Origin of the sequence: Cellulomonas fimi, from assembly GCF_028583725.1 — a bacterium.
GTDB lineage: Bacteria > Actinomycetota > Actinomycetes > Actinomycetales > Cellulomonadaceae > Cellulomonas > Cellulomonas fimi_B.
Genome location: NZ_CP110680.1, coordinates 4,114,347 through 4,141,085, shown reverse-complemented (window position 1 = coordinate 4,141,085; position 26,739 = coordinate 4,114,347). Strand labels below are relative to the sequence as shown.

Below are 26,739 nucleotides of genomic sequence, written 5' to 3'. Positions count from 1 at the left end.
CCGCGGGACGACCGGCGCGGGTGCGCGAGGTCAGGGTGTCGGGGCGCGGAGGGAGTCGCGGAGCAGGACGGCGATGTCGGCGACCTCCGGGACGCCGACCGAGGCGCGCGCAGGGGACCCCGGGCCTACCGCGGGGGAGGTCGGGCCGGCGGGGGACGCGGTGCCGACGGGCTCGGCGCCCGCGCTCGCTCCGGTGGTCGCGGCCGACGCGGCGACGGCGGCGACGCCGTCGGAGAGCATCACGGTGCAGTACGGGCACGCGGTGGCGACGACGTCGGCGCCGGTGCTCATCGCCTCCTCGGCGCGCGTCGCGTTGATGCGCGTGCCGATCGACTCCTCCATCCACATGCGTGCGCCGCCCGCGCCGCAGCAGAAGGACGCCTCGCGGTTGCGCGGCATCTCGGCGAGCTCGGCCCCCGGGATCGCGGCGAGCAGCTCGCGCGGGGGCGTGTAGACCTGGTTGTGCCGGCCGAGGTAGCAGGGGTCGTGGTAGGTGATCCGCTGCCCGCCGGCACCGGCGCCCTCGGCGGACGGCTCGACCGGCACCAGCCGCCCGTCGGCGACGAGGGTGTTGAGCAGCTCGGTGTGGTGCAGGACGGTGAACCGCCCGCCGAGCTGCGGGTACTCGCGGCTGATCGTGTTGAAGCAGTGCGCGCAGGTCACGACGATGCGCTGCGCGCCGACCTCGGTGAGCACCTCGACGTTCTGCGACGCGAGCATCTGGTAGAGCAGCTCGTTGCCCGCGCGGCGGGCGGGGTCGCCGGTGCAGGTCTCGCCGTCGCCGAGCACGGCGAACGACACCCCGGCGGCGTGCAGCAGCTCGGCGACGGCGCGCGTCGTCCTCTTGGCGCGGTCCTCGTACGCGCCCGCGCAGCCGACCCAGAACAGGTAGTCGACGTCGGCGGCGGACTCGACGTCCGCACCGACGACGGGGACGTCGAAGTCGAGGCCCTTGGCCCAGTCGAGCCGCGCCCGTGCGGGCAGGCCCCACGGGTTGCCCTGCCGCTCGAGCTTGGTGAACGTGCCGCCGAGCTCCTTCGGGAACGCGGACTCCATGAGCACCTGGTAGCGGCGCACGTCGACGATCGTGTCGACGTGCTCGATGTCGACGGGGCACTGCTGCACGCACGCGCCGCAGGTCGTGCAGGCCCACAGCACGTCGGGGTCGATGACGCCCGCGGCGACGAGGTCGACGCCCGCGTGCGGGTCCTCGTCGACGGTCCCGACGGCGGCGGCCCCGGCCGCGTCCGCCGCCGCGCCCGCGCCGGTCGCGCGCAGGTAGGGGGCGGTGGCCGCGGCGTGGTCGCGCAGCGAGAGCATGACGAGCTTGGGGGACAGCGGCTTGCCCGTCGCCCAGGCGGGGCACTGGTCCTGGCAGCGGCCGCACTCGGTGCAGGTCGCGGTGTCGAGGAGCTGCTTCCAGGACAGGTCCTCGATCGCACCGGCGCCGAGGCGCGCGTCGTCGGGCAGGTCCTCGAGCGCGGCGAGGTCGACCGCGGTGCCGTCGGCGAGCGTGAGCGGCGCGAGCGGGCCGAGCGCGGGGCCGCCGTCGGGCTCGCGGCGGGCGTAGACGTTGACGATCGCGAGGAACCGGTGCCAGGCGACGCCCATGGTGGGCTGCAGGCCGACGACGACGAACCACGACATCGACACGACGATCTTCACGGTCGCGACGACGACGACCGCGGTCTCCAGGGCTGACGTCGAGGCGCCGGCGAGCGCGCCGCCGAACCAGGCGGTCAGCGGGAAGTGCAGCCCGAGGCCCGTCTCACCCGCCTGCGACAGCAGCGCGTACTCGAGGCCGCGCAGCACGAGCACGGCCGCGACCACCGCGAACACGGTGGCCTCGACGAAGTACGCCTGCGCCTGGTTCGAGCCGAAGAACCGCGACCGCCGACGCTCGGCGTCGGGTGCCGCCGCGCGCGGCGAGATCCGCAGCCGCAGGACGAACAGCGCGACGATCCCGAGCAGCGCGGCCCACGCGAACGCCTCGACCACCCACTCGACGGGCCACAGGTGCCCGATCAGCGGGAGCGCCCACGTGGGCGAGACGACCTGCCCGTACCCGGCGACCAGCGTGAGCACGAGCAGCGGGAACGACACCATGACGACCCAGTGCGCGACCCGCACGACGGGCCGGTGCTGGAACCGCCCGTGCCCGACGACTTCACGCAGCAGCGTCGCCAGACGCGTCCCGACGGGCCCCGACCGGCCGGGCGCCGAGCGCCCCACGCGCACCGTCCGCACGATCGCGGCGACACCCCGCGCGAACACCGCGACGCCGACCACGGTCGCGACGACGACGACCGCCAGGCACACCCACTGCAGCACGCTCACGCGCACACGGTAACCGCGACCCCCGGGCCGCTCACGGGACGTCCGGAGCAGGCTGCGGCGGACGGGTGGTAGCCCCGCCCGTGGGAGGACCATGGGAAAGCGGTTGATAGGATCTTGACCAACTCCTTGAAGCCTCCCGACCGACCACCCGCCCCCGACAGGACGGAGCCGGACGCGTGCTGCTGCTGCTCACCGTGCACCTCGCAGCAGCCGTCGTCGCGCCCACCCTGGTCCGTCTCCTGGGGCGTCGCGCGTTCTGGGTGCTGGCCCTCGCACCGGCCTCCGCGGCGGTGTGGGCGCTCACCTGGACGCAGCAGGTCCAGGCCGGGAACGGCCCCGTCGAGCAGGTCGAGTGGATCCCCGCGCTGGGGCTGGAGCTGACGTTCCGGCTCGACACCCTCTCGTGGTTCATGACGCTCGTCGTCGGCGGCGTCGGCGCGCTCGTGCTCGTCTACTGCGCGGGGTACTTCTCCGCGTCGGCGCACGGGCTGGGCCGGTTCGGCGGGGTGTTCGTCGCGTTCGCCGGCGCGATGCTCGGCCTGGTCACGGCCGACGACATGCTCCTGCTGTTCGTGTTCTGGGAGCTCACGACGGTCACGTCGTACCTGCTCATCGGCCACTACTCGGAGCGCAAGCCCAGCCGTCGGGCCGCCATGCAGGCCATCGTCATCACGACCGCGGGCGGCCTCGCCATGCTCGTGGGCGTCGTGCTGCTGGGTGAGGCCGCGGGCACGTACCGGATGTCCGCCGTCATCGCCGACCCGCCGGGCGGGACGATCGCCACCGTTGCGATCGTCTGCCTGCTGCTGGGCGCCGCGACCAAGTCCGCGCTACTGCCCTTCCACTTCTGGCTGCCCGCCGCGATGGCGGCGCCGACGCCCGTGAGCGCGTACCTGCACGCCGCCGCGATGGTCAAGGCGGGCGTGTACCTGGTCGCGCGCTTCGCGCCCGCGTTCGCGACCGCACCCGTGTGGCGCTGGATGATCGTCGTGCTCGGCGGCGGGACGCTGCTGCTCGGCGGGTACCGCGCGCTGCGGCAGCACGACCTCAAGCTCGTGCTCGCGTTCGGGACGGTCAGCCAGCTCGGCCTGCTCGTGCTGCTCGTCGGGCTGGGCACGCAGGCGACGGCGCTCGCGGGTCTCGCGATGATCGGCGCGCACGCGATGTTCAAGGCCGCGCTGTTCCTCGTCGTCGGCGTGGTCGACGCCGCGACCGGCACACGTGACCTGCGGCGGCTGTCCGGGGTGGGCAAGGAGCTGCCGCTCACGGCGATCGCGGGCGGGCTCGCGACGGCGTCGATGATCGGCCTGCCGCCGTTCGCCGGGTACGTCGCGAAGGAGGCCGGGCTCGAGGGCGTCGCGCACCTCGACGAAGGCGTGGTCGGGCCGATCGTGCTCGTCACGGTCGCCGTCGGTTCCGCGCTCACCGTCGCTTACGGCCTGCGGCTGTGGTGGGGCGCGTTCGCGACCAAGCCGGCCGTGATCCCCGAGGCTGTGGCGCCCGACCCCGGCGACGGCCCCCCGCTGCACGAGGGCGCCGAGCCCGACGCGACCCCCGCGCCGATCACGCACCCGACGCTCCTGCTCGTGTGGCCCGCGATGATCCTCGCGGTGCTCGGCCTCGCGGTCGCGCTGCTGCCGCAGCTCGGCGAGCACCTGCTCGCGCCGTACGCCGACACGTACCCGCTCGGGGAGCCGGGCCACCTCACGCTGTGGGCGGGCGTCGGGCCGGTGTTCTGGCTCACGCTCGGCATCCTGGGCGCCGGTGCGCTCCTGTTCGTGGCCCGTGCACGCGTCGAGCAGTGGCAGTCCGGGCTGTACCGCGGGCCCGAGGCCGACAGCGTGTACCGGAAGTTCATGCGCCGGCTCGACGACTTCGCCGCCGACGTCACCGCGGTCACGCAGCGTGGTTCGCTCCCGCTCTACCTCGGCATCATCCTGGTCGTCTTCGTCGGGTCCGTCGCGACCGTCCTCATCACGCAGACGACGGTCCCCGACGCGATGCGCCGGTGGGACAACCCGGCCCAGATCGTGTTCGCGGCCGTCGCGGTCACGTCCGCGATCCTCGCGGCGCGCGCCCGTCGCCGGCTCAAGGCCGTGATCCTGCTCGGGATCGGCGGCTACGCCGTTGCCGGCCTGTTCCTCCTGCACGGCGCCCCCGACCTCGCGCTCACGCAGGTGCTCGTCGAGACGGTCACGCTCGTCGTGTTCGTGCTCGTCCTGCGGCGCCTGCCCCCGTACTTCTCCGACCGGCCGCTCGCGGCGAGCCGGTGGGTGCGGCTCGGGGTCGGCCTGGCCGTCGGGCTGACGGTCGCCGGGATCGCGCTCGTCGTGCCGGGTGCGCGCGTCCACGCACCCGTCTCCGAGCACTTCGCGGAGGAGGCCGTCGAGTTCGGCGGCGGCAAGAACATCGTCAACGTCACGCTCGTCGACATCCGCGCCTGGGACACCATGGGCGAGATCTCGGTGCTGCTGGTCGCGGCGACCGGTGTCGCGTCGCTCGTCTTCCTCTCGCGTCGCGGCGGGGCCATCTACCGCGCGGGCGACGCGCCCGCGGACCGGGCGGTGTGGGGTGGCAGCGAGGACCCGATGGCGGTGCTGCGGCGGCGCTCGGGCGGCGAGGCGGACGGCGGCGAGTCGTCGTCGCGCGACCGGCAGTGGCTGAGCGCGGGCAAGACGCTCGCGCCCCAACGGCGGTCCGTCATCTTCGAGGTCGTCGTGCGGCTGCTGTTCCACACGATGCTCGTGTACTCGATCTACCTGCTGTTCTCCGGTCACAACGCGCCCGGCGGCGGCTTCGCCGCGGGGCTCGTCACGGGCATCGCGCTCATCGTGCGGTACCTCGCCGGCGGGCGGTACGAGCTCGGCGAGGCGGCGCCCGTGCAGCCCGGTCTGCTGCTGGGTCTCGGCCTGTTCCTGTCGGCCGGTGTCGGGCTCGTCGCGCAGCTCGCGGGCGGGTCGGTCCTGCAGTCGTGGATCCTCGACATCCACCTGCCGGTGATCGGGGACATCCACCTCGTGACCAGCCTGTTCTTCGACGTCGGCGTGTACCTGGTCGTCGTCGGGCTCGTGCTCGACATCCTGCGCAGCCTCGGTGCCGAGATCGACCGGCGTGCCGAGACCGGCGAGGACGACGCGCGCGTCGAGTCCCCGCTGACGACCGACGCCGAGCGCGCGTCCGACCGTGCCGTCGCCGCACGGGGAGGCGGTGGGTCGTGATCGACATGAGCCCCAACCTCGTCCTCGTCGTCGCGATCGCCGCGCTGTTCACCGTCGGCGTCTACCTGCTGCTCGAACGGTCGCTCAGCCGCGTCCTCATCGGCGTGATCCTGCTCGGCAACGGGGCGAACCTGCTGTTCCTGGTCGCGGGCGGGGCCGCGGGTCGCCCGCCCATCGTCGGGGCGACGCCCGAGGGGCAGATGTCCGACCCGCTGCCGCAGGCGATGGTCCTCACGGCCATCGTCATCACGCTCGGTCTCTCGGCGTTCCTGCTCGCGATGGCCTACCGGTCGTGGCAGCTGCACCGGCACGACGAGGTGCAGGACGACGTCGAGGACCGCCGCATCGCGCGGCTCGCCGCGATCGACGAACGCGCGACGACCGACGACGACACCGTGGGGACCGGGACGCGCATCGACGAGGAGGCCGCGTCGATCCGCGACGAGACCGACGAGGGCGCACCGGCCCGGACCGCAGGGGAGGGGGAGCGATGACCGACTGGACCTGGCTCGTGCCGCTCCCCGTCGTCGTGCCCCTGTCGGCCGCGGGCCTCGCGCTCGCGCTGTACCGCCGCCCGACGCTCCAGCGCGTCGTCAGCGTCGTGGCGCTCACGATCGTCGTGGTCGTGTCGGCGGCGCTGCTCGTGCTGGCGGACGACGGGCCGCTCGTCGTGGACGTCGGCGGCTGGGCCGCGCCCGTCGGGATCGACCTCGTCGCCGACCGCCTCTCGGCGCTCATGCTCACGGTCTCCGCGACCGTCACGCTCTGCGTCCTGCTGTACTCGCTCGCTCAGGGCCAGGAGGACGACGAGGAGTCCGCGCCGATCTCGATCTTCCACCCCACGTACCTGGTGCTGACCGCCGGGGTCGCGAACGCGTTCCTGTCCGGCGACCTGTTCAACATCTACGTCGGGTTCGAGATCCTGCTCGCCGCGTCGTTCGTGCTGCTGACCCTCGGCGGGACGCGCGAGCGGATCCGCGCGGGCACGATCTACGTCGTCGTCGCCCTGCTGTCGTCGGTGCTGTTCCTCGTCGCGCTCGCGTCGATCTACGCCGCGACGGGCACGGTCAACCTCGCGCAGCTCGCGATCCGCCTGCCCGAGATCGACCCGGGAGTGCGCCTCGTCCTGCAGGTGCTGCTGATCCTGGCGTTCGCGATCAAAGCGGCCGTGTTCCCGCTGTCCGCCTGGCTCCCGGACTCCTACCCGACCGCCCCCGCACCCGTCACCGCGGTGTTCGCGGGCCTCCTCACCAAGGTCGGCGTCTACGCGATCATCCGCACCCAGACGCTGCTGTTCCCCGAGGGGCGGATCGACGACGCCCTCATGTGGGCCGCGCTCGCGACGATGGTCGTCGGCATCCTCGGTGCCGTCGCGCAGGACGACATCAAACGTCTGCTGTCGTTCACGCTGGTCAGCCACATCGGGTACATGGTCTTCGGCATCGCCCTGTCCACCGACGCCGGGTGGACGGCCGCGATCTACTACGTGGTGCACCACATCACCGTGCAGACCGCGCTGTTCCTCGTCGTGGGGCTCGTCGAGCGTGCGGGCGGGTCGACGTCGCTGACCAAGCTGGGTGGTCTGGCCAAGCTCGCGCCGCTGCTGGCGATCCTGTTCTTCGTACCCGCGATGAACCTGTCCGGCATCCCGCCGCTGTCCGGGTTCCTCGGCAAGCTCGGGCTGCTGGAGGCGGGGGTGCAGGTCGGCACGCCGCTCGCGTACGTGCTCGTCGTCGGGTCCGTCGTCACGTCGCTGCTCACGCTGTACGCGCTGGTCAAGGCGTGGAACAAGGCGTTCTGGCAGGTGCCCGAGGAGGAGCGCCCGCCGGTGCGGCTGCCGTTCGGCATGGTCGGCCCCGCCGCCGCGCTCATCGTCTTCGGGCTCGGCCTGACGGTCGCCGCCGGCCCGCTGTACGCGTACACGGAGCGGGCCGCCGACGCGCTCACCGAGCGCACGCCCTACGTCGAGGCCGTGCTGCCCGACGGGAAGCGCGGCAAAGGCGTCTCGGTCGACGTGACCGAGGAGGCCGCGCACGGCGGCGAGGCCGGCGAGGCGGGCACGGACGCCGCCGACACGACCGGCAGCCCGCCCGACGCGACCGGCACCAGCGGCAGCGCGTCCGACGCGGCCGTGCGCACCGACGTCGCGGGGGTGGGCGGATGAGCCTGCACCCGCGCCGGTCCCGGTGGCGCACCCAGTGGGCGACGGTCGTCTGGCTGACCGTCGTGTGGGTGCTGCTGTGGGGCGACCTGTCCGTCGGCAACGTCCTCGCGGGCGGGGCGCTCGCGCTGCTCGTCACGACCGGCCTGCGCATGGCCCCCATCCAGTTCGGGGGCCGCGTGCGGCTGCGCGGCCTGGCGGTGCTCGTCGGGCGGTTCGTCCTCGACGTCGTCCGCGCGTCCGCCGAGGTCAGCCTCATCGCGCTGCGCCCGCGCTACACGCCGCACGGCGCCGTCATCGGCGTGCAGCTGCGCAGCCACTCCGACCTGTACCTGACCCTGACCGCCGAGCTCTGCTCGCTCGTCCCCGGGTCGCTCGTCGTCGAGGCGCACCGGCTCACCGGCATGCTCTACCTGCACGTGCTCGACGTGAACGTCAGCGGCGGGATCGAGGCCGCGCGGCGCACGGTGCTCGAGCAGGAGGAGCGCGTGCTGCGGGCGTTCGCGTCCGACGAGGAGCTGCGCGAGGCGGGGGTGACCGCATGACCGTCGTCGTCGTCATCTGCAGCGTGCTGCTCGTCCTCGGAGCCGCGTTCGCGATCGTCCGGGCCGAGAAGGGCCCGTCGATGCTCGACCGGACGGTCGCGCTCGACGTCGTCGTCGCGACGATGATCGTCGGCGTCGCGCTCTACGCGGCCGCGAACCGGCGGGCCGACGTCGTGCCGATCCTCGTCGTGCTGTCGCTCGTGGGCTTCGTCGGGTCGGTGACCATCGCGCGGTTCGCCGCCGTCGAGCCCGAGGGTGAGGGACGCGTCCGCACGCGCGAGGAGATCGCCGCCGAGGAGGCCGCCCGCGCGGCCGCCGAGGAGGAGGAGCTCGCGCGGGAGCACGAGGAGCACCACGGCGGCGGCGCGGACGAGGAGGTCCGATGAACAACTGGTGGGACACCGTCGCCGACGTCGCGTCCGTGATCTGCCTGCTCGGCGGTGCGCTGCTCGCGTTCGCGGCGGGCGTCGGCGCGCTGCGCTTCCCCGACCTGCTGGCCCGCATGCACGCCGCGACCAAGCCGCAGGTCCTCGGGCTCGTGCTGTGCCTGATCGGCCTCGCGCTGCGGCTGCGGTCCGGTGGCGCGGTGTGGGCTCTCGTCCTCGTCGCGCTGTTCCAGATGCTCACCGCGCCCGTCGCCGCGCACATGGTCGGCCGTGCCGGCTACCGCACCGGCAAGGTCCGGGGGGACCTGCTCGTCGTCGACGAGCTCACCGCGGACCTCGAGCGTGCCCGGTCCACGACCGGGTCCGGCGAGGCCGACCGGGAGCGCCGGGTCGACGACGAGGACATCGGGCCGCTCTGAGCCCCGCGTCCGGTTTCAGCCGCCGCCCCGCCGCGCCGAGGGGTTGAATCGGGGTATGACGCACCACCGGGACGTCGTCGTCGTCGGGTCGGGCCCGAACGGGCTCGCCGCCGCCGTCACGCTCGCCCGCGCGGGCCTCGGCGTGGTCGTCCTCGAGGCGCAGTCGACCGTCGGCGGCGGGGCACGGACGCTCGACCTCGGCCTGGCCGACGGGATGGTGCACGACCTGTGCTCCGCGGTGCACCCGATGGCGTGGGCGTCGCCGTTCTTCCGCTCGTTCGACCTGCGCGCGCGGGGCGTCGAGCTGCTGACGCCCGAGGTCTCGTTCGCGCAGCCGCTGCCCGGCGGTCGGGCGGGCATCGCGTACCACGACCTCGACCTCACGGTGGAGCGGCTCGGGGTCGACGGGCCCGCGTGGCGGTCGCTCGTCGGACCGCTCGCCGAGCACCCGGGGCACGTCGTCCGCGTCGCGCTCGGGGACAAGCGGAGCATCCCGCGCGGCCTGCTGCCCCACGGCGCGCCCGCCGCCGTCCACTTCGCCCTGCGCGTCCTGGAGCAGGGCACGCGCGCGTGGGACCGGCCGTTCCTCGACGACGTCGCCCCCGCGCTCCTCACCGGCGTCGCCGCGCACACCATCACCGCGCTGCCGTCCCTCGCGGGCTCCGGCACCGCGCTGCTGCTCGCGTCGCTCGGGCACGCGGGCGCGGGCTGGCCCATCCCGCGCGGCGGGTCCGGGGCGATCGTCGGCGCGCTCGTCGACGACCTCGTCGAGCACGGCGGGGAGATCGTCACCGACCACCCCGTCCGGTCCTGCGACGACCTCCCGCCCGCGCACGCCTACCTGTTCGACACCTCGCCCCGCACGCTCCTCGACGTCATGGGCGACCGCCTCCCGCCCCGCGCGCGCCGCCCGCTCGAGCGGTTCCGGTACGGCAACGGCGCCGCCAAGGTCGACTTCGTGCTGTCCGAGCCGGTCCCGTGGACCGTGCCCGAGGTCGGTCGCGCGGGCACCGTGCACCTCGGTGGGACGCGCGCCGAGATGGTCGAGTCCGAGGGCGCCGTCCAGGACGGCCGGCACGCGGAGCGCCCCATGACCCTGCTGAGCGACCCGACCGTGGTCGACACCTCACGCCGCGTCGGCGACCTCCGGCCGCTGTGGACCTACGCGCACGTGCCCGCCGGGTCCGACGTCGACGTCACCGAGGCCGTCACGGCGCACGTCGAGCGGTACGCGCCCGGGTTCCGCGACGTCGTCGTCGCGTCCCGCTGCATCCCCGCCGCGCAGATGCACCGCCACAACGCGAACTACGTCGGCGGCGACATCTCCGCGGGCGCCGCGACGATGGTCCAGATGTTCGCCCGCCCCAGCGCCCACCGCGATCCCTACGCCTCCGGGCGCGACGGGGTGTACCTGTGCTCCGCGTCGACGCCGCCCGGCCCCGGCGTGCACGGCCTGTCCGGGTGGTTCGCCGCGCGACGCGTGCTGCGCGAGGTCTTCAACACCGACCAGGTGCCCACGCTCGCGCCCGACCGCGCCACCGAGGCCTGGCCGGTCATCTAGACGGGATCCGGCTGTCACCGCCGTGATCGCGGCGGGCGTCGTCGACCACCGCCTGGGCGGCCTTGCGGAGCGGCACGAGGAAGCCGCTCTCGACGGTCGCGACGACGACCTGGTCGTCGCGACGGTGGTAGTGATGCGCTAGGAAGTCGCGCATCCCGATGACGTTGCTCCAGGGCACCGCCGGGTGCGCCTCCCGTGTGCTGGCGGGGAGGTTCTTCGCCGCTTCTCCGATCGCCATGAGGCGGTAGGCGAGCGCATCGACGACGAGTGCCCGGGGGATGTCTGCCGTCGTCGGCGTGCGCGAGACGCGCATGTAGTCCAGGAGCGCGTCGACGGCTCGCACGATGTCGCCCGCCCACTCGTGCTCCGCACGCGCACCCATCAGACGGCGACCGCCTCGGCGATCGCCGAGGGCGCGACGTGGTCGGCGAGAACATGCTTCGAGGCGACGTCGACCCGTTCGCCCAGGATCTGCTCGAGGTCCCGGGCGAGATCCATGAGCGGAAAGATGCCGACGTCGCGCACGTCGATGTCGACGAGGAAGTCGATGTCGGAAGCCGGGCCGTCCTCGCCGCGCGCGACCGACCCGAAGACGGCGATGTGCGTCGCACCCGCCCGCCGGGCGGCCGCGCGGATCTCGGTCCTGTGCGCGTGCACCTTCGCGAGGCGACCCGTCCGGACGTCGTACGACACGTCGACCGGAGTCAGCCGGACGTCGAGCCGTGCACCTGCGGCAGCGACAAGACGTTCGAGCGTCGTCAGGGAGGGCGACTCGTTGCCGTGCTCGTACCGGGAGACCGCCGCCTGAGACGTGCCGGCCCGCCGTCCGAGCTCGGCCTGGCTCAGCCCTGCGGCCGTGCGGGCATGACGGAGGATCGACGCAGAGTCCACGTCGAGACAATACCGAATTCGGTATGGCTCAGTCGACCAGGTCGCGGCCCGTCTCGGTGCGGGCGGTGAACGCGGCCGTGCCGCGGGTCGCGAGCGCACGTGCGACGCCGACGAGCGCGCCGGTGATCGCGGCGGCCGCGATGACCTCGCCGAGCCGGTAGTCGCCCTCGTCCTCGGGCTTCGGGGGTGCGTAGCCGCGTGTCGCCTTCCACCCCTGGGCGACGACCTGCTGCGCGATCCACGCGGCCGCGAGCGCCGCGCCGACCCCGACGAGCTTGGAGACGGTCGACTGCTTGTCCATGCGGGGAGACCTCCGGGCGTCGGGGACGGGACCGGCGTCCACGCTAGCCGGGGACCGGTCGGACCGCTGGTCGGACGGGCGTAGGATCGCAGGCGAACGACAGGGGAGCGTCACGTCGCCGGCAGCCCCGCCGACGGCCAGGACGCTGAGAGTGCGGACCACCGCAGACCCTCGAACCTGATCCGGTTCACACCGGCGTAGGGAGTCGGGCTTCTCAGTCTCCGCAGTCGTCGTCGGCGCGCCCCTGCGAGGGTGCCGCCGTGCGACGCGCGGGGACCCCCTCCTGCTGACGAAGGAGGAGCACCACCGATGGCGAGCACGTCCCGCCGCACGTCCGTCCCCGTCCTGGCGCTGGCCGCCGGGACCGTCCTCGCGCTCGCGAGCTGCTCCGCGATCGGCGGCGACGACCCCGCACCGACCGCGTCGGAGGGCTCGGGCGGCACCGTCACGCTGGTCACGCACGACTCGTTCGGCCTGTCCGACGGCCTGCTGGAGTCCTTCGAGGAGGAGAGCGGCCTCACGGTCGAGGTCGTCCAGCCCGGCGACGCGGGTGCGCTGGTCAACCAGCTCGTCCTGACGAAGGACGCGCCGCTCGGCGACCTCGTCTTCGGCGTCGACAACACGTTCGCGTCGCGCGCGATCGACGAGGGCGTCGTCGAGCCGTACACGTCGTCCGCGCCCGCCGCGGAGGACGCCGCGCGGTACGCGGTCGACGGGTCCGACGCGCTGACGGCGGTCGACTTCGGCGACGTCTGCCTCAACGTCGACCACGCGTGGTTCACGGAGAAGGGCCTCGCGGAGCCCGCGTCGCTCGACGACCTGACGAAGCCCGAGTACAAGGACCTGCTGGTCGTGCCCAGCGCGGTCACGTCGTCGCCGGGCCTGGCGTTCCTGCTCGCGACCGTCGGCGCGAAGGGTGAGGACGGCTGGCAGGACTACTGGACGGCGCTCGTCACGAACGGCCTCAAGGTGTCCGAGGGCTGGTCCGACGCGTACTACACGGACTTCAGCGGGGGTGGCGGCGACGGGCCCCGGCCGATCGTGCTGTCCTACGCGTCGTCGCCGCCCTTCACGGTGCCGGACGGTGCCGAGGAGCCGACGACCGGTGCGCTGCTCGACACCTGCTTCCGCCAGGTCGAGTACGCGGGCGTGCTCGCGAACGCGGCGAACCCCGAGGGTGCGCAGCAGCTGCTCGACTTCCTGCTGTCCGACGAGGTGCAGGCCGACATCCCGGGGTCGATGTACATGTACCCGGTGAGCTCGGCGGTCGACCTGCCCGAGGAGTGGGCCCGCTGGGCGCCGCTCGCCGACGCGCCCTTCGAGGTCGCGCCCGCCGACGTCGACGCGCACCGCGAGGAGTGGCTCGCGGCGTGGTCGGAGATCGTCGCGGGCTGAGCCGATGACGACGACGCTCGCCCGACCCGACGCCCCCGTGGCGCCGGGCGGGCGGGCGCGTCCGTCCGCGGGGGCGGTCGTGTTCTGGACGGCGGCCGTCGTCGTCCCGCTGCTGTTCCTCGGGGTGTTCTTCGCGTGGCCCGTCGTCGTCATGGTCGCGCGCGGGTTCGTGGTCGACGGCGCGCTCGACCTGTCGGGGTTCGCCGACGTGTTCTCCCGGCCGCGCACGTGGCGGATCGTCGGGCTGACGCTCGCGCAGGCGTCCGTCGCGACGGTCGTGTCGGTGCTCCTCGGCGTACCCGGCGCGTTCGTGCTGTACCGGCGGTCCTTCCGCGGCCGGGCGGCCGTGCGGGCGCTCGTCACCGTGCCGTTCGTGCTGCCGACCGTCGTCGTCGGCGTCGCGTTCCGGTCGCTGCTCGTCGAGGGCGGGCCGCTCGGGTTCCTGCGGCTCGACGGGACGTTCACCGCGATCGTCGCCGCGCTCGTGTTCTTCAACTACGCCGTCGTCGTGCGGGCCGTGGGCGGGCTGTGGGAGCGGCTCGACCCGCGCGCCGAGCAGGCCGCCCGCGCGCTCGGTGCGTCGCCGTGGCGCGCGTTCCGGACCGTCGCGCTGCCCGCGCTCACCCCGGCGGTCGCGTCCGCCGCGTCGCTCGTCTTCCTGTTCTCCGCGACCGCGTTCGGGACCGTCCTCGTCCTCGGGGGGCTGCGGTTCGGGACCATCGAGACCGAGATCTGGATCCAGACGACCCAGTTCCTCGACCTGCGCGCCGCCGCGGTGCTGTCGGTCGTGCAGCTCGTCGTCGTCGCGGGTGCGCTGCTCGTCGCCGGGCGCACGCGTGCGCGGCGCGAGCGGGCCCTCGACCTCGGCGCCCCGACGGCCACGGTCCGACCGCTGACCCTGCGTCGACCTCCCGGCACGCCGCGTGGCGACGGGCACGCGCTCGACCTCGCCGCCGCCGCGGTCACCGCCGTCGTCGTCGTGCTGCTCGCGCTGCCGCTCGTCAACCTCGTCGTCCGGTCGCTGCGCACCGCCGACGGGTGGGGCGTCGACCACTACGTCGCGCTCGGCGCGACCGCCGACACGCTCGGCGTCACCCCGCTCGAGGCCGCGGTCACGTCGCTGCGCGTGGCCCTCGACGCGACGACGATCGCGCTCGTCGTCGGCGGGCTCGTCGCCCTCGTGGTGTCGCGGCGTCCCCGCCGCGCGCTCGGCCGCCGGGCCGTCGCCGGGCTCGACGCGGTGTTCATGCTGCCCCTCGGCGTCTCCGCGGTCACCGTCGGGTTCGGCTTCCTGCTGTCGATGCACGACCCGTTCGGGCTGTCCGTCGACCTGCGCACGTCGCCGCTGCTCGTGCCGGTCGCGCAGGCCGTCGTCGCCGTGCCGCTCGTCGTGCGGACCGTCCTGCCCGTGCTGCGCGCGATCGACCCGCGCCTGCGCGAGGCCGCCGCGACCCTCGGCGCCGCGCCCGGCCGCGTCCTCGCGACCGTCGACCTGCCCGTCGCCGCGCGCGCCCTCGGACTCGCCGTCGGGTTCGCGTTCGCGGCGTCGCTCGGCGAGTTCGGTGCGACCTCGTTCCTCGCCCGCCCCGACCGGCCGACGCTGCCCGTCGTGATCTTCCGGCTCATCGGCCGCCCGGGCGCGGACTCCTACGGCACGGCGCTCGCCGCGTCGGTCGTGCTCGCGGTGCTCACCGCGGGCATCGTCGCCGCCTGCGAACGGCTGCGGGCCGGCAACCCCGGAGGTGACTGGTGAGCGGACTGCGCGTGCGCGACGTGGTCGTGCGGTACCCGGCCGGACGGCGCGGGTGGACGACCGCCGTCGACGGCGTGTCCCTCGACGTCGCCCCCGGCGAGGTCGTCGCGCTCCTCGGGCCGTCGGGGTGCGGCAAGTCGTCCCTGCTGCGGGCCGTCGCGGGGCTCGAGCGGCTCGCGGCCGGGTCCGTCGCGTTCGACGGCGAGCCCGTGGACGCCGTGCCCGTGCACCGGCGCGGGTTCGGGCTGATGTTCCAGGACGGGCAGCTGTTCGCGCACCGCGACGTCGCGGGGAACGTCGCGTACGGGCTCACGGGCCGCCGCGCGGGCGTCTCGGGCGGCTCGCGTGCGTCCGGCGGCGGTGCGACGCCCGCGGCCGAGGCGCGGGCCGCGCAGGTGGACGCGCTGCTGGACCTCGTCGGCCTCGCCGGGTACGGCGCGCGGCCCGTGAGCACCCTCTCGGGCGGTGAGCGGCAGCGCGTCGCGCTCGCCCGCGCCCTCGCGCCCCGGCCCCGCCTGCTGCTGCTCGACGAGCCGCTGTCCGCGCTCGACCGGTCGCTGCGCGAGCGGCTCGCCGTCGACCTGCGCGCCGCGCTCGTCGCGACCCGCACCACCGCCGTGCTCGTCACGCACGACCAGGACGAGGCGTTCGCCGTCGCCGACCGCGTCGCGGTGATGGACCACGGCCGGCTGCTCCAGGTGGGCACCCCCGCCGACCTGTGGCAGCGGCCCGCCGACCGCCGGGTCGCGGCGTTCCTCGGGTACGAGGCGTTCGTGCCCGTCACCGCACCCGCTGCCGACCCCCTCGTGCGCGCGCTGGGGGAGCGGGCGGCCCGGGACGGCGCCGTCGTCGCGCTCGCCGAGGGCGCGTTCGTGGTGGAGCGCGTCGCGCCGGCAGGGGTCGTCGGGGCGGTCGGGGCGGACGGGGTCAAGGGCGTCGTCCTCGGGGTGACGTCGCGGCGGGGCCGGTCGGAGGTGCGCGTCGACGTCGACGGCGTCGGGACCGTCACCGCGCTGGCGCCGGTCGGCGTGCAGCTCGACGCGGGCAGCGTCGTGCCGCTCGCCGTCGACCCGGACGCCCTCGCCGTCCTCCCGCTCGACCCCCCGTCGTGGTGAGGCGCGCCCGCGCCGGTCGCACTACCGTCGGAAGGGTCCGGCACCGGGCGGTGGCGGACCCGCCGACGACGCCGAGGTGATGCCCGAATGACACTCGACCGCCGCGAGATCGTGTCGCTCGACCTGCATGCCGACCTCCACACCGTCTGGGCGCACCTGCGTGACCCCGAGCTCGTCCGCCGCTGGTTCGGCTGGGACTACGACGGGCTCGACGCCGAGATCCGCGACTACTTCGTCGCGCAGCCCGTCGTCGGGCAGGAGTACGAGGGCGACACCCTCTCGCACACCCTCACGACCCCCAGCCACGACGTCATCGCCGTGACCGCGGCGTCGCACGACCCCGGCCACACGCACCTGACGATCACCCGCCGCAGCCACGACGGCCTCGCGACGTACGACGGCGTCTACGACCCGATCGACGAGGGCTGGATCCAGTTCGCGCACCAGCTGCAGTTCCTGCTGCGCGCCCACCCCGGCCAGGAGCGCCGCACCCTGTCGGTGTTCGGGCTCGACGCCGGCGACCGCCGCGACCGGCTGCTCGACCGCGCGGGTCTGCACGGCGTCCGGGGCATCCCGGTCGGTGGCCACGTGCAGGCCCGGCGGCCCGACGGGACGCTGCTCGGCGGCACGCTGGTCTACAAGGCGGAGCACCAGTTCGGGATCCAGCTGCACGGCATCACGGAGTCGTTCCTCGTGATCCTCGAGGTGCCGATCGCGAGCCACCCGCCGCACGGCACCGTCGGCGCGGTCCTCTCGACGTACGGCATCGACGACGCGACGTTCGCCGAGGTCGAGGAGCGCTGGTCCGGCTGGTGGGCCCGTTCGCAGCCGCACGGCACGGCCGTCGGCGCCTGACGCTCCGGAGCCGACGCGACCGTGGCGCCCGTCCCCGTGCGGGGCGGGCGCCACGATGTCCGGCGGGCGCGCGTGCGCGTCAGTCCAGGCGGAGCTGCCACTCCCCGGACCCGCCGCTCGGGGCGAAGCCGAGGTCGATGTTGATGCGCAGCATGTAGGAGTTCTCCTCGGCGTTCCACGTCGCGACGCGACGCGCACCGGGCCGGACCTCCGCGAGCCGCTGGAGGTTCGCGGCCTTGACGAGCATCCCGAGCCGGCGGCCGCGGTGCTCCTTGAGCACGAGGGTGTCCTCCTGGTGCACGAACTCCTCGTTCTCCGGCGGCAGCATGAGCACCGTGTACGCGGCGAGCGTGTGCGTCGGCACGTGCTCCGCGGCCGCGACGACGAGCTCGATTCCGCGGTCGACGAACTGCGCCTCGGTCCTGCGGATGCGCGTCGCGTCCCAGACGTCCTCCTCGAAGTCGAGGCCGCCGAGGGGGACGTCGGTGCTCATGCGTGTGTTGAGCGTCGCGTACTCGTCGATCCACTCGTCGGGCGCCGCCGAGCCCCAGTGCACGACGCGGTAGTCGTCGCCCGCGGACGCCTGTGCCTGCGCGCGGTGCGCCGCGAGGACGTCCGGGTCGACGGGCACCGGCAGCACGGACCGTCGCGCGACCTGCTCGAGCTGCCAGCCGCGCGACGTCACGAAGCGCACGGCCGGGTCGTCGACGGCGACGCGGCCGGTACCGGTCGTCGGGACGAGCGTGCCCGGACCCTCCGCGGGCTCCGTGCGCTGGTCGGTGCTCGCGGTGAGCGCGCGCCGGTTCTCGGCCTTCGCGATCCGCAGCGCCTCCTCGTGCAGCGCGGCGCCGATGCCGCGACCGCGGAACTCCGGCAGGACGCCGATCTCGACGTGCGCCGTGTGGGTGTTCTCCTGGATCGGCAGCTGCACCGCCATGTACGCGAGCGGGGTGCCGTCGTCGTCGCTCGTGACCAGGTACCGCGGCTTGCGGACGTAGGCCTGGTCGCGCAGCGAGCCGAGGATCTCCTGCGGGGTGCGGTCGTAGTCGTGCGTGCCCCACTCGTGGGCGATCACGCGGTTCGCCGTGTCGGTGAGCGCGAGCAGCGGCCCCGCGCCCGGTGCCGCGACGGACTCGGGGACGGGGACCGGCTGGATCGACCATGACGCCATGCGTCCCAGCGTCCGCCCGGGTGTCGGGCCGGGTCGAGGGTTTTGTGCGATCCGGTCGGCGGGTCCGTGCCCGGCGCTCGGATGGGGGTGCGTCACCCGTCCGGGGCCGTCCCTGTGCCGCGTCCCGGGCCCGGGCCCCGGCCGGCGGCGATACTGGCGGGCATGCTCTGGCTCGAGGTCGTCGGTTGGCTCGGTTCGGTCCTGGTCGTCGTGTCGCTCATGCAGGCGCGCGTCCTGCGGTTCCGCGTGCTCAACCTCGTCGGGGCGGTGCTCGCGACCGGGTACAACGCCGTCGTCGGGATCTGGGCGTTCGCCGTCATGAACGGGGCGATCGCGATCATCGACGTCTACTGGCTGTGGCGGCTGCTGCGCGAGCGGCACGACGACCGCGCGTACACGGTGGTCGACGTCGGCGCCGGTGACGCGTACCTGCGGCACTTCCTCGCCGTGCACGCCGAGGAGATCGGCCGCTTCCAGCCGGGGTTCGCGCTGGCCGGCGACGCGTCGGGGTTCCTGGTCGCGCGCGGTGACGAGGTCGTCGGCGTGGTCGTCGTGCGGGACGTCGGGCACGGCGTCGGCGTCGTGGACCTCGACTGGGTGACGACGCGCTTCCGCGACTTCACGCCCGGGGAGTTCGTGTACCGGCGCAGCGGCGTGTTCGCCGAGCACGGGTGGCGTGTGCTGCACGTCGAGCCGGCGCCGGCGATGCGCGAGTACTTCGCGAAGGTGGGGTTCCGCGAGACCGCGACGCGGTGGGTGCGCGAGGTGGAAGCGGCCTGACGGACGCACCCGTCGGGGTCGGTCGTCCGGAGGATCCGGGTGTCCGGGTATAGAGTTTCGGCCACCCGAACTTTTGAGGAGGACCGGTGACCCGAGTCGACGTCGACGTCGAGCGCGCGGAGACCGACCGCGTTCGCCGCGCACGACGGACCCCGCTGCTGCTCGGGCCCGCGTTCGTCGCCGCGATCGCCTACGTCGACCCGGGGAACGTCGCCGCCAACCTCACGGCGGGAGCCCGGTACGGCTACCTGCTGCTGTGGGTGCTCGTCGCCGCCAACGTCATGGCGGTGCTGGTGCAGTACCAGTCCGCCAAGCTCGGGCTCGTCACGGGTGAGTCGCTGCCCGGCGTCCTCGGCAAGCGCATGCGCCGCGGGCCGCGGCTCGCGTACTGGGGGCAGGCCGAGCTCGTCGCCGCGGCCACCGACATCGCTGAGGTCGTCGGCGGGGCGATCGCGCTCCAGCTGCTGTTCGGCGTCCCGCTGCCGCTCGGCGGGCTGATCGTCGGCGTCGTGTCGATGGTGCTGCTCGCGACCCAGAACGTCTACGGGCAGCGCCGCTTCGAGGCCGTCGTCGTCGCGCTCCTCGCGGTCATCACCGTCGGCTTCCTCGCCGGCCTCGTCGTCAGCCCGCCCGACGCGCGCGGCGTCCTGTCCGGCCTCGTGCCGCGGTTCGACGGCACCGACTCCGTCCTCCTCGCGGCGTCCATGCTCGGCGCGACCGTCATGCCGCACGCGATCTACGTGCACTCCGCCCTCGTGCGCGACCGGCACGGCCACGCACCCGCGGGCGAGGGGCGCGTCCGGCTGCTGCGCGCGACCCGCTGGGACGTCGGCGGGGCGCTCGTCGTCGCCGGGCTCGTCAACATCGGGCTCCTGCTGCTCGCGGCGTCCGCGCTGCGCGGCGTCGAGGGGACCGACTCCATCGAGGGTGCGCACGCCGCGATCGTCTCCGCGCTCGGCCCGGCGGTCGGCATCGCGTTCGCGGTCGGGCTGCTCGCGTCCGGGCTCGCGTCGACGTCGGTCGGCGCCTACGCGGGCGCGACGATCATGGAAGGGCTGATCCACCGGCGCATCCCGCTGCTGGTGCGTCGCGTCGTGACCCTCGTGCCCGCGATCGTGCTGCTCGCGGTCGGTGCCGACCCGACCTGGACCCTGGTCCTCAGCCAGGTCGTGCTGAGCTTCGGCATCCCGTTCGCCGTGATCCCGCTGGTCCGGCTCACGCGCGACCGGTCGCTCATGGGCGCCGACCGCAACGGCCCGTGGCTGCACGCGGCCCTCGTCGTCGTCGTCGCGCTGGTCGTGGCCCTCAACCTCACCCTCCTCGCGCTGCTCCTCCTGGGCTGACGACACCGCGTCGGCCGAGGGTCGGCGGGCCGCGGTGCAGGTGGGGTCAGGGGTGTGTCAGCTCGGCGAGGCGGGACTCGAGGTGGGCGCGTTCCGTCGGGTTGGTAACCAGTGTGAGGGCGTGGCGGTAGGAGGCCGCGGCGGCGGACCGTCGGCCGGCACGGGCCAGGAGCTCCGCGCGGACCGCAGGGACGCGGTGCAGGCGGGGGAGCGCCTCGTCGAGACCGTCGAGCAGCGCCAGGCCGGCGTCCGGGCCGTCGGCCTCGGCGACCGCGACCGCCCGGGCCAGGCGCACGACGGGTGACCCCGTCAGGCGTTCGAGCTCCGTGTACCGGGCGGCGACGACGTCCCAGCGGGTGGCCTCCGACGTGGGCGCCGTCGCGTGCTCGGCCGCGACCAGGGCCTGCAGGAGGTACTCGCGGGCGAGGCGCGACATCGGCGGGTACGCGGAGCGCCGAGGCGTCCCCTCGCCGCGCGCGACGTCGCCCGGTCCGGCGACGGGGGCGACCTCGGGGGTGAGGGTCGACAGGAGCGTCATCGCCTCGGTGATGTCGGCGTGGCGCCAGCGCGTGCGGTCCTGGTCGGGGAGCAGGACGAGGGCGCCGTCGGCGTCGAGGCGGGTGTCGCGGCGCGAGTGCTGGAGCAGCAGCAGCGCGAGGAGCGCGCGGACGACGGCCCGGTCGGGGAGCAGCCCGTCGAGCACGCGCAGCAGGCGGATCGCCTCGTCGCCGAGGTCCACGCGGAGCGGCACGTCGCCCGACGTCGGCTGGTATCCCGACGTGAAGGTCAGGTAGACGACCGTGGCGACGACGTCCAGACGCTCGTCGAGCCGCTCGGACGGCGGGGTCGCGAAGGGGATCCCGGACGCGGCGAGGCGCTTCTTCGCGCGTGTCAGCCGCGCCGCCATCGCCGACTCCTGCACGAGCAGCAGCCGCGCGATCTCGGCGGTCGACAGCCCGACGACGAACCGCAGCGTGAGGGCGACGCGGTCGTCGGGCGCGATCGCGGGGTGGCAGCACGCGAACACGAGGCGGAGCTGCTCGTCGGCGACGTGCGCGCCCGGGTCGACGGCCGCCGACGCGGCCGCGCGCATCTCGTCGTCGACGACCATGAGCGGCGCCTTGCGTCGCTGCACCGCCTCGGTGCGGAGCCGGTCGAGGACCCGTCGACGGGCGGCCGTGAGCAGCCAGGCCCCCGTGCTCGCCGGCACCCCGTCGACGGGCCAGTGCCGTGCGGCCGACTCGAGCGCGTCGGAGACCGCGTCCTCGGCGAGGTCGGGGCGGCCGTACTGGCCGATGAGCAGCGCGATGAGCCGCGACCAGTGGGTGTGCCACGCGTCGGCGAGCGCGTCGGCGGCCTCGCGCTCCGCGGACGCGTCGGCGGGCGTCATGCCGCGACCACCGGGTGCACCTCGAACGTCCCGGCCGGCAGGAGGGTCAGGACGTCGACGAGCGCGTCGAGGTCCGGGGCGTCGAGGACGTGCAGGCCGACGAGCGGCCCGTCGGGGGTGGCGGCGGTGCCGTCCGTGAGGGTGAGCCCTTCCGCGCGCGAGCGGACGGTCGTCGCGACGTCGGGGGAGCCGAGCGTCTCGTCGAGGACGGTCGTGACGCCGAGGACGGCGGCGAGCGCGGCGACGTCGTCGCGCAGGGACCGGCGCGGTGCGAGCACCCCGGCGAGCGCGGCGGCGACCTCGGCGGTGTCGGGATCGGTGTCGCCGCCGCCGTCGTCCTGCGTGCCGCGCGGCCCGCCGGTCGCGAGCTCGTCGAGCAGCGCGGCGTCGTCGGCGGGGCGGACGGACGGGCCGCCGTAGCGGAGGACGACGAACCTCACGACCGCCCACCCCCGCGCGTGGCGGGTGCGGGCGCGGCGGGTGCGGGCGCCACGGGCGCGGCGGTGCGGCGGCGGCCTCGCGGCGTGGTCATGGGGCGATCCTCTCGGGGTGGCGGTGTCGGCGGGATGACGAGGCAGCGGCCGCCGGGTCGACGTGGCGTCAGTAGTCGATGACCGCGACGGGCCGGACCTCGATCGTGTACGACGGCGGCAGGCGTCGTGCGTGCTCGACGACGTCGTCCCGCGACGCGGCCTCGACGAGGTAGAAGCCGCCGAGCTGCTCGGTGGTCTCGGCGAACGGCCCGTCGGAGCGGACGCGGGCTTCCCCGGGGCGCAGCGTCGTGGTCTGTGCGGTCGGCTGGAGCGCGTCGTTCGCGAGGATCGCGACGCCGTGCTCGGCGGAGTGCTGCTCGTAGTCGCGGTGCCGGTCGAGGTAGGCCTCCTGCCGCTCGGGGGTGGCGGTCGCCCAGGCGTTCTCGTCCTCGTACAGCAGGACCATCCAGCGGGTGCGGTCGTCGGTCATGTCGGCTCCTCCGGGTGACGGGCGGGGGCGGTCCAGGTGTCGGTCCAGGTGTCCAGGGACACCGTGCACCGCGATGACGCGCGGCGGTACCCGGAATCGACACGGTGCCGCGGCATTGACATGCAAGTCCTCACTTGCCTATAACTGATCCGTGCCCGACGAGGTGTTCAAGGCGCTCGCCGACCCCACGCGCCGCGTGATCCTCGACGAGCTGCAGGAGCGCGACGGGCAGTCGTTGTTCGAGATCTGCTCGCGCCTCGCGATGAAGCACGGCCTGTCGTCGACCCGGCAGGCGATCTCCCAGCACCTCGACGTGCTCGAGGCGGCCGGGCTGGTCGTCGTCCGGCGCGAGGGCCGGTACAAGCTGCACCACCTCGACACGTCCCCGCTCGCCGAGATCACGCGCCGCTGGCCCGTCCCCGGGACCCGCGACGGGCTCGACGACGCCACCACCGAAGGAGCCGACCCATGATCCGCCTCACCGTGACCAGCGTGTTCGTCGACGACCAGGCCAAGGCGCTCGACTTCTACACCCGCGTCCTCGGCTTCCTGCCGAAGCACGACATCCCGCTCGGCGAGGACCGCTGGCTGACCGTCGTGTCCCCCGCCGCGCCCGACGGCGTCGAGCTCCTCCTGGAGCCCGACAAGCACCCGGCCGTCGGCCCGTACAAGGCGGCGCTCGTCGAGGACGGGATCCCCGCGGCGGCGTTCGGCGTCGACGACGTGCACGCCGAGTACGAGCGGCTCCTCGCGGCGGGCGTGCGGTTCGTGCAGCCGCCGACGGCGATGGGGCCCGTGACGACGGCGGTCCTCGACGACACGTGCGGCAACCTCGTCCAGCTCGCGAGCTGAGCCTCGACCGGCCCCTGGCACGAACCGCGGCGCGGTGGCACGGTGGCCCCCGTCGACGAGGAGGCGGTCATGCGGCGAGCGGTCGTGACGGGCGGGGGCACGGGGATCGGGCGCGCGGTCGCGCGGCGGCTGGCGGCGGGCGGGGACCGGGTGGTGCTCGTCGGGCGGCGCGCGGACGTGCTGCGCGAGGCCGCCGCGGCGATCGACGCCGAGGTGGGCGCGGGCGTCGCGTCGGTCGAGACGGCGGACCTGCGCGAGCCCGACGAGGTGACGGCGCTGACCGGCAGGCTGCTCGACGGCGGTCCGGTCGACGTCCTCGTCCTCAACGCGGGCGGGATGCTCGACGCCGACGGTGACGACCTGGCCGCGACTGCCCGGCTGTGGACCGACGACTTCCGCCTCAACGTCCTCACGACGGTCCTGCTCGGCGAGTCGTTGCTGCCGCACCTGCCGCGCCCGGGCGGCCGCGTCGTCGCGGTGTCGTCGGTGGCCGCGCTGCGCGGCGCCGGGTCGTACGGCGCGGCGAAGGCCGCGGTGAACGCGTGGGTCACCGGCGTCGCGGCGCGCGTCGCGTCGGACGGCGTGACCGTCAACGCGGTCGCGCCCGGCTTCGTCCCGGACACGGGCTTCTGGACGGACCGGCTCGACGAGGCGGACCGTGCCCGACGCCTCGCGCGGGTGCCGGCAGGGCGAGCGGGCACGCCCGAGGAGGTCGCGGCCGCGGTCGCCTACCTCACCGCGGCCGACGCGGGGTTCACGACAGGCCAGGTGCTGGGTGTGCACGGCGGGGCGGTGCTCGCCCGGCTCTGAGACGCGCTCGACGTCGGGTCCGGCACGGGCCGCCGTCGCGCGGGGTGGCGTCGTCGCGCGCGAATGCGGGGCGCGTCGCCGCGCGCATTGAATCGTTCAAGATCCGAAACGCTTCACCGCCACCCGGGGGCTGACGCCGCGGCGAGCGCTTCCCTAACGTCAGGCGACGACCCACCCCGCCCGAAACTGCCGGCCGCGGCGCGGGGTCCGCAGCGCGCGGGCGACGACGCCCGGGCGCGAACCGAAGGGGACAGCCATGACAGCACGACGGGCGGCCGCGGGACTCCTCGCGGCCGCGACGATGGCGACGGGTGGCCTCATCGCCGCCGCGGGCGCCGAGGCGGCCGTGGGCTGCCGCGTGACGTACACCGTGACGAACCAGTGGGGCGCGGGCTTCGGCGCCGACGTGAAGATCGACAACCTCGGCGACGCCGTGGACGGGTGGACGCTGACGTGGGCGTTCGGCGCGGGCCAGACGGTGACGCAGGCGTGGAACGGGACCGCGTCCCAGTCGGGGGCGGACGTCAGCGTGCGCGACGCCGGGTACAACGCCCGCGTCGCGTCGGGCGGCAGCGTGTCGTTCGGCTTCAACGGCGCGTGGAACGGGTCGTCGAACCCGGCGCCGACGTCCTTCGCTCTCAACGGCACGACCTGCACGGGCGGGACCACCCCGACGAGCACGCCGACCAGCACCCCGACGGCGACGCCCACGACCACCCCGACCAGCACCCCGACCCCGACGCCGACCACCACGACGCCACCACCGTCCGGCGCGTGGCAGGCCGAGGACCTGGACCGCGGGCTCATCAGCGTCCGCAGCGGCTCGGGGAACCTCGTGCAGTGGCGGCTGCTCGGGACGGAGCCGGCGAGCACCGGCTTCAACCTGTACCGCGGCGGCACCAAGGTGAACGCCTCGCCGCTCACCGGCGCGACCTCCTACCTCGACGCGGGCGCGTCGGCGAGCGCGACCTACACCGTGCGCGCGGTCGTGAACGGTGCCGAGCAGGCCGCGTCCGGGACGTCCCTGACGTTCGCGAACGGCTACCTCGACGTGCCGATCTCCAAGCCCGGGTCGGACTACGTCGCGAACGACGGCTCCGTCGGCGACCTCGACGGCGACGGCCGGCTCGAGGTCGTGCTCAAGTGGGACCCGACGAACGCGAAGGACAACTCGCAGTCCGGCGTGACGGGGAACGTCTTCCTCGACGCGTACGAGCTCGACGGCACGCGTCTGTGGCGCATCGACCTCGGCCGCAACATCCGAGCGGGCGCGCACTACACGCAGTTCCAGGTCTACGACTACGACGGCGACGGCAAGGCCGAGGTCGCGGTCAAGACGGCCGACGGGACGCGCTCGGGCACGGGGCAGGTGATCGGCAACGCGAGCGCGGACTACCGCAACTCGTCGGGCTACGTGCTGTCCGGCCCCGAGTACTTCACGGTGTTCCAGGGCCAGACGGGTGCGATCGCCGCGACGACGGACTATGTGCCGCCGCGCGGGACGGTGTCGAGCTGGGGCGACTCGTACGGCAACCGCGTCGACCGGTTCCTCGCCGGGACGGCCTACCTGGACGGCGTCCGGCCGTCGATCGTCATGGCGCGCGGCTACTACACGCGGGCCGTCGTCGTCGCCTGGGACTACCGCGACGGCACGCTGACGCGGCGGTGGACCTTCGACTCGAACGCGTCGGGCAACAGCGCCTACGCGGGCCAGGGCAACCACTCGCTGTCGGTCGCGGACGTCGACGGCGACGGGCGGCAGGAGATCCTGTACGGCGCGGCCGCGATCGACGACAACGGCACCGGGCTGTGGACCAACCGCACCGGGCACGGCGACGCCGGGCACGTCGGCGACCTGATCCCGAGCCGCCCCGGCCTCGAGTACTACAAGGTCACCGAGTCGACGAACCAGCCCGACTCCTGGATGGCGGACGCGCGCACCGGTCAGCTCCTGTGGAGCACACCGTCGGGTTCCGACAACGGGCGCGGGGTGTCGGGCGACATCTGGTCCGGCTCGGCGGGCGCCGAGTCGTGGTCGTCGTCGGACTCGCAGCTGCGCAACACGTCGGGCACGGGCGTCGCGCGCAAGCCGTCGTCGGCGAACTTCCTGGCCTGGTGGGACGGCGACACGACGCGCGAGCTGCTCGACCAGACGCGCATCGACAAGTACGGCACCGGCGGTGACACCCGCCTGCTGACCGGGTCGGGTGTGCACAGCAACAACGGCACCAAGGCGACACCGACACTGTCCGGCGACATCCTCGGCGACTGGCGCGAGGAGGTGATCTGGCCGACGTCGGACGACAGCGCGCTGCGGATCTACGCGACGCCGGTCCCGACCGACACGCGGCTCTGGACGCTGCTGCACGACCAGCAGTACCGCGTCGCGATCGCGTGGCAGAACACCGCGTACAACCAGCCGCCGCACCCGTCGTTCGCGCTGGGGGCGCCGTTCACCCTGCCCGCGAAGCCGAACGTGTACCTGCGCTGACC

At 74.4% G+C, this 26,739-nt stretch carries 25 protein-coding genes and 1 riboswitch; of the genes, 17 read left to right on the top strand and 8 right to left on the bottom strand.

Features of this window, described 5'->3' with window-relative positions; all coding sequences use genetic code 11:
- Positions 1-30: 30 nt before the first annotated feature.
- Positions 31-2,337 (bottom strand): (Fe-S)-binding protein, encoded by a 2,307-nt coding sequence (locus OOT42_RS18720; RefSeq protein ID WP_273652662.1) that lies wholly within the window; start codon positions 2,335-2,337, stop codon positions 31-33.
- Positions 2,338-2,513: 176 nt separating this feature from the next.
- Here OOT42_RS18720 and OOT42_RS18715 point away from each other — a divergent pair, with 176 nt between their 5' ends.
- From OOT42_RS18715 to OOT42_RS18685, 7 genes are read left to right on the top strand one after another with little or no spacing between them, the layout of a single operon-like run.
- Positions 2,514-5,555 carry a Na+/H+ antiporter subunit A gene (locus OOT42_RS18715; protein ID WP_273652661.1) on the top strand — a complete coding sequence of 1,014 codons (3,042 nt, stop codon included), beginning with the start codon at positions 2,514-2,516 and terminating at the stop codon, positions 5,553-5,555.
- Positions 5,556-5,560: 5 nt separating this feature from the next.
- Positions 5,561-6,049 (top strand): Na(+)/H(+) antiporter subunit C, encoded by a 489-nt coding sequence (locus OOT42_RS18710; protein WP_273652660.1) that lies wholly within the window; start codon positions 5,561-5,563, stop codon positions 6,047-6,049.
- On the top strand, positions 6,046-7,719 hold the full coding sequence (locus tag OOT42_RS18705) for a Na+/H+ antiporter subunit D (protein WP_273652659.1): 1,674 nt from the start codon (positions 6,046-6,048) through the stop codon (positions 7,717-7,719). The genes OOT42_RS18710 and OOT42_RS18705 overlap by 4 nt, the downstream gene beginning before the upstream one ends.
- Complete coding sequence (locus OOT42_RS18700) at positions 7,716-8,261, top strand: Na+/H+ antiporter subunit E (protein WP_273652658.1); 546 nt, start codon at positions 7,716-7,718, stop codon at positions 8,259-8,261. Before OOT42_RS18705 ends, OOT42_RS18700 begins: the two co-directional genes overlap by 4 nt.
- Complete coding sequence (locus OOT42_RS18695; protein ID WP_273652657.1) at positions 8,258-8,647, top strand: monovalent cation/H+ antiporter complex subunit F; 390 nt, start codon at positions 8,258-8,260, stop codon at positions 8,645-8,647. The genes OOT42_RS18700 and OOT42_RS18695 overlap by 4 nt, the downstream gene beginning before the upstream one ends.
- The gene (gene mnhG, locus OOT42_RS18690; RefSeq protein WP_273652656.1) at positions 8,644-9,066 is read left to right on the top strand and encodes a monovalent cation/H(+) antiporter subunit G; all 423 of its coding nucleotides are present in this window, start codon (positions 8,644-8,646) and stop codon (positions 9,064-9,066) included. The genes OOT42_RS18695 and mnhG overlap by 4 nt, the downstream gene beginning before the upstream one ends.
- A gap of 55 nt (positions 9,067-9,121) precedes the next feature.
- Positions 9,122-10,627 carry a phytoene desaturase family protein gene (locus OOT42_RS18685; RefSeq protein WP_273652655.1) on the top strand — a complete coding sequence of 502 codons (1,506 nt, stop codon included), beginning with the start codon at positions 9,122-9,124 and terminating at the stop codon, positions 10,625-10,627.
- On the opposite strand, the gene OOT42_RS18680 is transcribed toward OOT42_RS18685, so the two are convergent.
- Genes OOT42_RS18680 through OOT42_RS18670 form a run of 3 tightly spaced genes read right to left on the bottom strand, consistent with a single transcriptional unit; the run spans position 10,620 to position 11,819 of the window.
- A complete protein-coding gene (locus tag OOT42_RS18680; RefSeq protein WP_273652654.1) occupies positions 10,620-11,009 on the bottom strand; it encodes a DUF86 domain-containing protein in 390 nt (129 codons plus the stop codon). The genes OOT42_RS18685 and OOT42_RS18680 overlap by 8 nt on opposite strands.
- Positions 11,009-11,518, bottom strand: coding sequence for an XRE family transcriptional regulator (locus tag OOT42_RS18675; protein ID WP_273652653.1), 510 nt, complete (start codon positions 11,516-11,518; stop codon positions 11,009-11,011). The genes OOT42_RS18680 and OOT42_RS18675 overlap by 1 nt, the downstream gene beginning before the upstream one ends.
- Before the next feature lie 28 nt (positions 11,519-11,546).
- A complete protein-coding gene (locus OOT42_RS18670) occupies positions 11,547-11,819 on the bottom strand; it encodes a DUF4235 domain-containing protein (protein ID WP_273652652.1) in 273 nt (90 codons plus the stop codon).
- Between the two features lie 91 nt (positions 11,820-11,910).
- Positions 11,911-12,040, top strand: a riboswitch (TPP riboswitch).
- Positions 12,041-12,128: 88 nt separating this feature from the next.
- On the opposite strand from OOT42_RS18670, the gene OOT42_RS18665 reads away from it, so the two are divergent.
- From OOT42_RS18665 to OOT42_RS18650, 4 genes are all read left to right on the top strand, one after another.
- A complete protein-coding gene (locus OOT42_RS18665) occupies positions 12,129-13,214 on the top strand; it encodes a thiamine ABC transporter substrate-binding protein (RefSeq protein WP_273652651.1) in 1,086 nt (361 codons plus the stop codon).
- 4 nt (positions 13,215-13,218) lie between these two features.
- Positions 13,219-14,967: an ABC transporter permease gene (locus tag OOT42_RS18660; RefSeq protein ID WP_273652650.1), complete on the top strand. Its 1,749-nt coding sequence runs from the start codon at positions 13,219-13,221 to the stop codon at positions 14,965-14,967.
- Positions 14,961-16,082 (top strand): ABC transporter ATP-binding protein, encoded by a 1,122-nt coding sequence (locus tag OOT42_RS18655; protein WP_273654883.1) that lies wholly within the window; start codon positions 14,961-14,963, stop codon positions 16,080-16,082. The genes OOT42_RS18660 and OOT42_RS18655 overlap by 7 nt, the downstream gene beginning before the upstream one ends.
- 87 nt (positions 16,083-16,169) lie before the next feature.
- Positions 16,170-16,937: a hypothetical protein gene (locus OOT42_RS18650; RefSeq protein ID WP_273652649.1), complete on the top strand. Its 768-nt coding sequence runs from the start codon at positions 16,170-16,172 to the stop codon at positions 16,935-16,937.
- A gap of 79 nt (positions 16,938-17,016) precedes the next feature.
- On the opposite strand, the gene OOT42_RS18645 is transcribed toward OOT42_RS18650, so the two are convergent.
- On the bottom strand, positions 17,017-18,108 hold the full coding sequence (locus OOT42_RS18645; RefSeq protein WP_273652648.1) for a GNAT family N-acetyltransferase: 1,092 nt from the start codon (positions 18,106-18,108) through the stop codon (positions 17,017-17,019).
- Positions 18,109-18,270: 162 nt separating this feature from the next.
- Here OOT42_RS18645 and OOT42_RS18640 point away from each other — a divergent pair, with 162 nt between their 5' ends.
- Positions 18,271-18,888: a hypothetical protein gene (locus OOT42_RS18640; RefSeq protein ID WP_273652647.1), complete on the top strand. Its 618-nt coding sequence runs from the start codon at positions 18,271-18,273 to the stop codon at positions 18,886-18,888.
- An 86-nt stretch (positions 18,889-18,974) separates the two neighbouring features.
- A complete protein-coding gene (locus tag OOT42_RS18635; RefSeq protein WP_273652646.1) occupies positions 18,975-20,231 on the top strand; it encodes an Nramp family divalent metal transporter in 1,257 nt (418 codons plus the stop codon).
- Between the two features lie 46 nt (positions 20,232-20,277).
- Here the strand turns inward: OOT42_RS18635 and OOT42_RS18630 are convergent, their stop codons facing one another.
- The 3 genes from OOT42_RS18630 to OOT42_RS18620 form a co-directional block, all read right to left on the bottom strand.
- Positions 20,278-21,621, bottom strand: a complete 1,344-nt coding sequence (locus OOT42_RS18630; RefSeq protein WP_273652645.1) for an RNA polymerase sigma factor — start codon at positions 21,619-21,621, stop codon at positions 20,278-20,280.
- Positions 21,618-22,061, bottom strand: a complete 444-nt coding sequence (locus OOT42_RS18625; RefSeq protein ID WP_273652644.1) for a hypothetical protein — start codon at positions 22,059-22,061, stop codon at positions 21,618-21,620. Before OOT42_RS18625 ends, OOT42_RS18630 begins: the two co-directional genes overlap by 4 nt.
- Before the next feature lie 160 nt (positions 22,062-22,221).
- On the bottom strand, positions 22,222-22,584 hold the full coding sequence (locus tag OOT42_RS18620; protein WP_273652643.1) for a YciI family protein: 363 nt from the start codon (positions 22,582-22,584) through the stop codon (positions 22,222-22,224).
- A 151-nt stretch (positions 22,585-22,735) separates the two neighbouring features.
- Between OOT42_RS18620 and OOT42_RS18615 the strand changes: the two genes are divergently transcribed.
- The 4 genes from OOT42_RS18615 (at position 22,736) to OOT42_RS18600 (ending at position 26,737) form a co-directional block, all read left to right on the top strand.
- Entirely contained in the window at positions 22,736-23,056 is a 321-nt protein-coding gene (locus OOT42_RS18615) for an ArsR/SmtB family transcription factor (RefSeq protein ID WP_273652642.1), read from the top strand.
- The gene (locus OOT42_RS18610) at positions 23,053-23,436 is read left to right on the top strand and encodes a VOC family protein (protein WP_273652641.1); all 384 of its coding nucleotides are present in this window, start codon (positions 23,053-23,055) and stop codon (positions 23,434-23,436) included. The genes OOT42_RS18615 and OOT42_RS18610 overlap by 4 nt, the downstream gene beginning before the upstream one ends.
- A gap of 42 nt (positions 23,437-23,478) precedes the next feature.
- Positions 23,479-24,246, top strand: a complete 768-nt coding sequence (locus tag OOT42_RS18605) for an SDR family NAD(P)-dependent oxidoreductase (RefSeq protein WP_273652640.1) — start codon at positions 23,479-23,481, stop codon at positions 24,244-24,246.
- A 256-nt stretch (positions 24,247-24,502) separates the two neighbouring features.
- Entirely contained in the window at positions 24,503-26,737 is a 2,235-nt protein-coding gene (locus OOT42_RS18600) for a cellulose binding domain-containing protein (RefSeq protein WP_273652639.1), read from the top strand.
- The last annotated feature ends 2 nt before the right edge of the window (positions 26,738-26,739 follow it).

Coding starts and splice junctions, on each gene's coding strand:
- OOT42_RS18695 (WP_273652657.1), top strand. CDS start 8,258: ATGACCGTCGTCGTCGTCATCTGCAGCGTGCTGCTCGTCCTCGGAGCC.
- OOT42_RS18670 (WP_273652652.1), bottom strand. CDS start 11,819: ATGGACAAGCAGTCGACCGTCTCCAAGCTCGTCGGGGTCGGCGCGGCG.
- OOT42_RS18650 (WP_273652649.1), top strand. CDS start 16,170: ATGACACTCGACCGCCGCGAGATCGTGTCGCTCGACCTGCATGCCGAC.
- OOT42_RS18710 (WP_273652660.1), top strand. CDS start 5,561: ATGAGCCCCAACCTCGTCCTCGTCGTCGCGATCGCCGCGCTGTTCACC.
- OOT42_RS18660 (WP_273652650.1), top strand. CDS start 13,219: ATGACGACGACGCTCGCCCGACCCGACGCCCCCGTGGCGCCGGGCGGG.
- mnhG (WP_273652656.1), top strand. CDS start 8,644: ATGAACAACTGGTGGGACACCGTCGCCGACGTCGCGTCCGTGATCTGC.
- OOT42_RS18685 (WP_273652655.1), top strand. CDS start 9,122: ATGACGCACCACCGGGACGTCGTCGTCGTCGGGTCGGGCCCGAACGGG.
- OOT42_RS18640 (WP_273652647.1), top strand. CDS start 18,271: ATGCTCTGGCTCGAGGTCGTCGGTTGGCTCGGTTCGGTCCTGGTCGTC.
- OOT42_RS18610 (WP_273652641.1), top strand. CDS start 23,053: ATGATCCGCCTCACCGTGACCAGCGTGTTCGTCGACGACCAGGCCAAG.
- OOT42_RS18630 (WP_273652645.1), bottom strand. CDS start 21,621: ATGACGCCCGCCGACGCGTCCGCGGAGCGCGAGGCCGCCGACGCGCTC.
- OOT42_RS18700 (WP_273652658.1), top strand. CDS start 7,716: ATGAGCCTGCACCCGCGCCGGTCCCGGTGGCGCACCCAGTGGGCGACG.
- OOT42_RS18600 (WP_273652639.1), top strand. CDS start 24,503: ATGACAGCACGACGGGCGGCCGCGGGACTCCTCGCGGCCGCGACGATG.
- OOT42_RS18705 (WP_273652659.1), top strand. CDS start 6,046: ATGACCGACTGGACCTGGCTCGTGCCGCTCCCCGTCGTCGTGCCCCTG.
- OOT42_RS18680 (WP_273652654.1), bottom strand. CDS start 11,009: ATGGGTGCGCGTGCGGAGCACGAGTGGGCGGGCGACATCGTGCGAGCC.
- OOT42_RS18620 (WP_273652643.1), bottom strand. CDS start 22,584: ATGACCGACGACCGCACCCGCTGGATGGTCCTGCTGTACGAGGACGAG.
- OOT42_RS18645 (WP_273652648.1), bottom strand. CDS start 18,108: ATGGCGTCATGGTCGATCCAGCCGGTCCCCGTCCCCGAGTCCGTCGCG.
- OOT42_RS18665 (WP_273652651.1), top strand. CDS start 12,129: ATGGCGAGCACGTCCCGCCGCACGTCCGTCCCCGTCCTGGCGCTGGCC.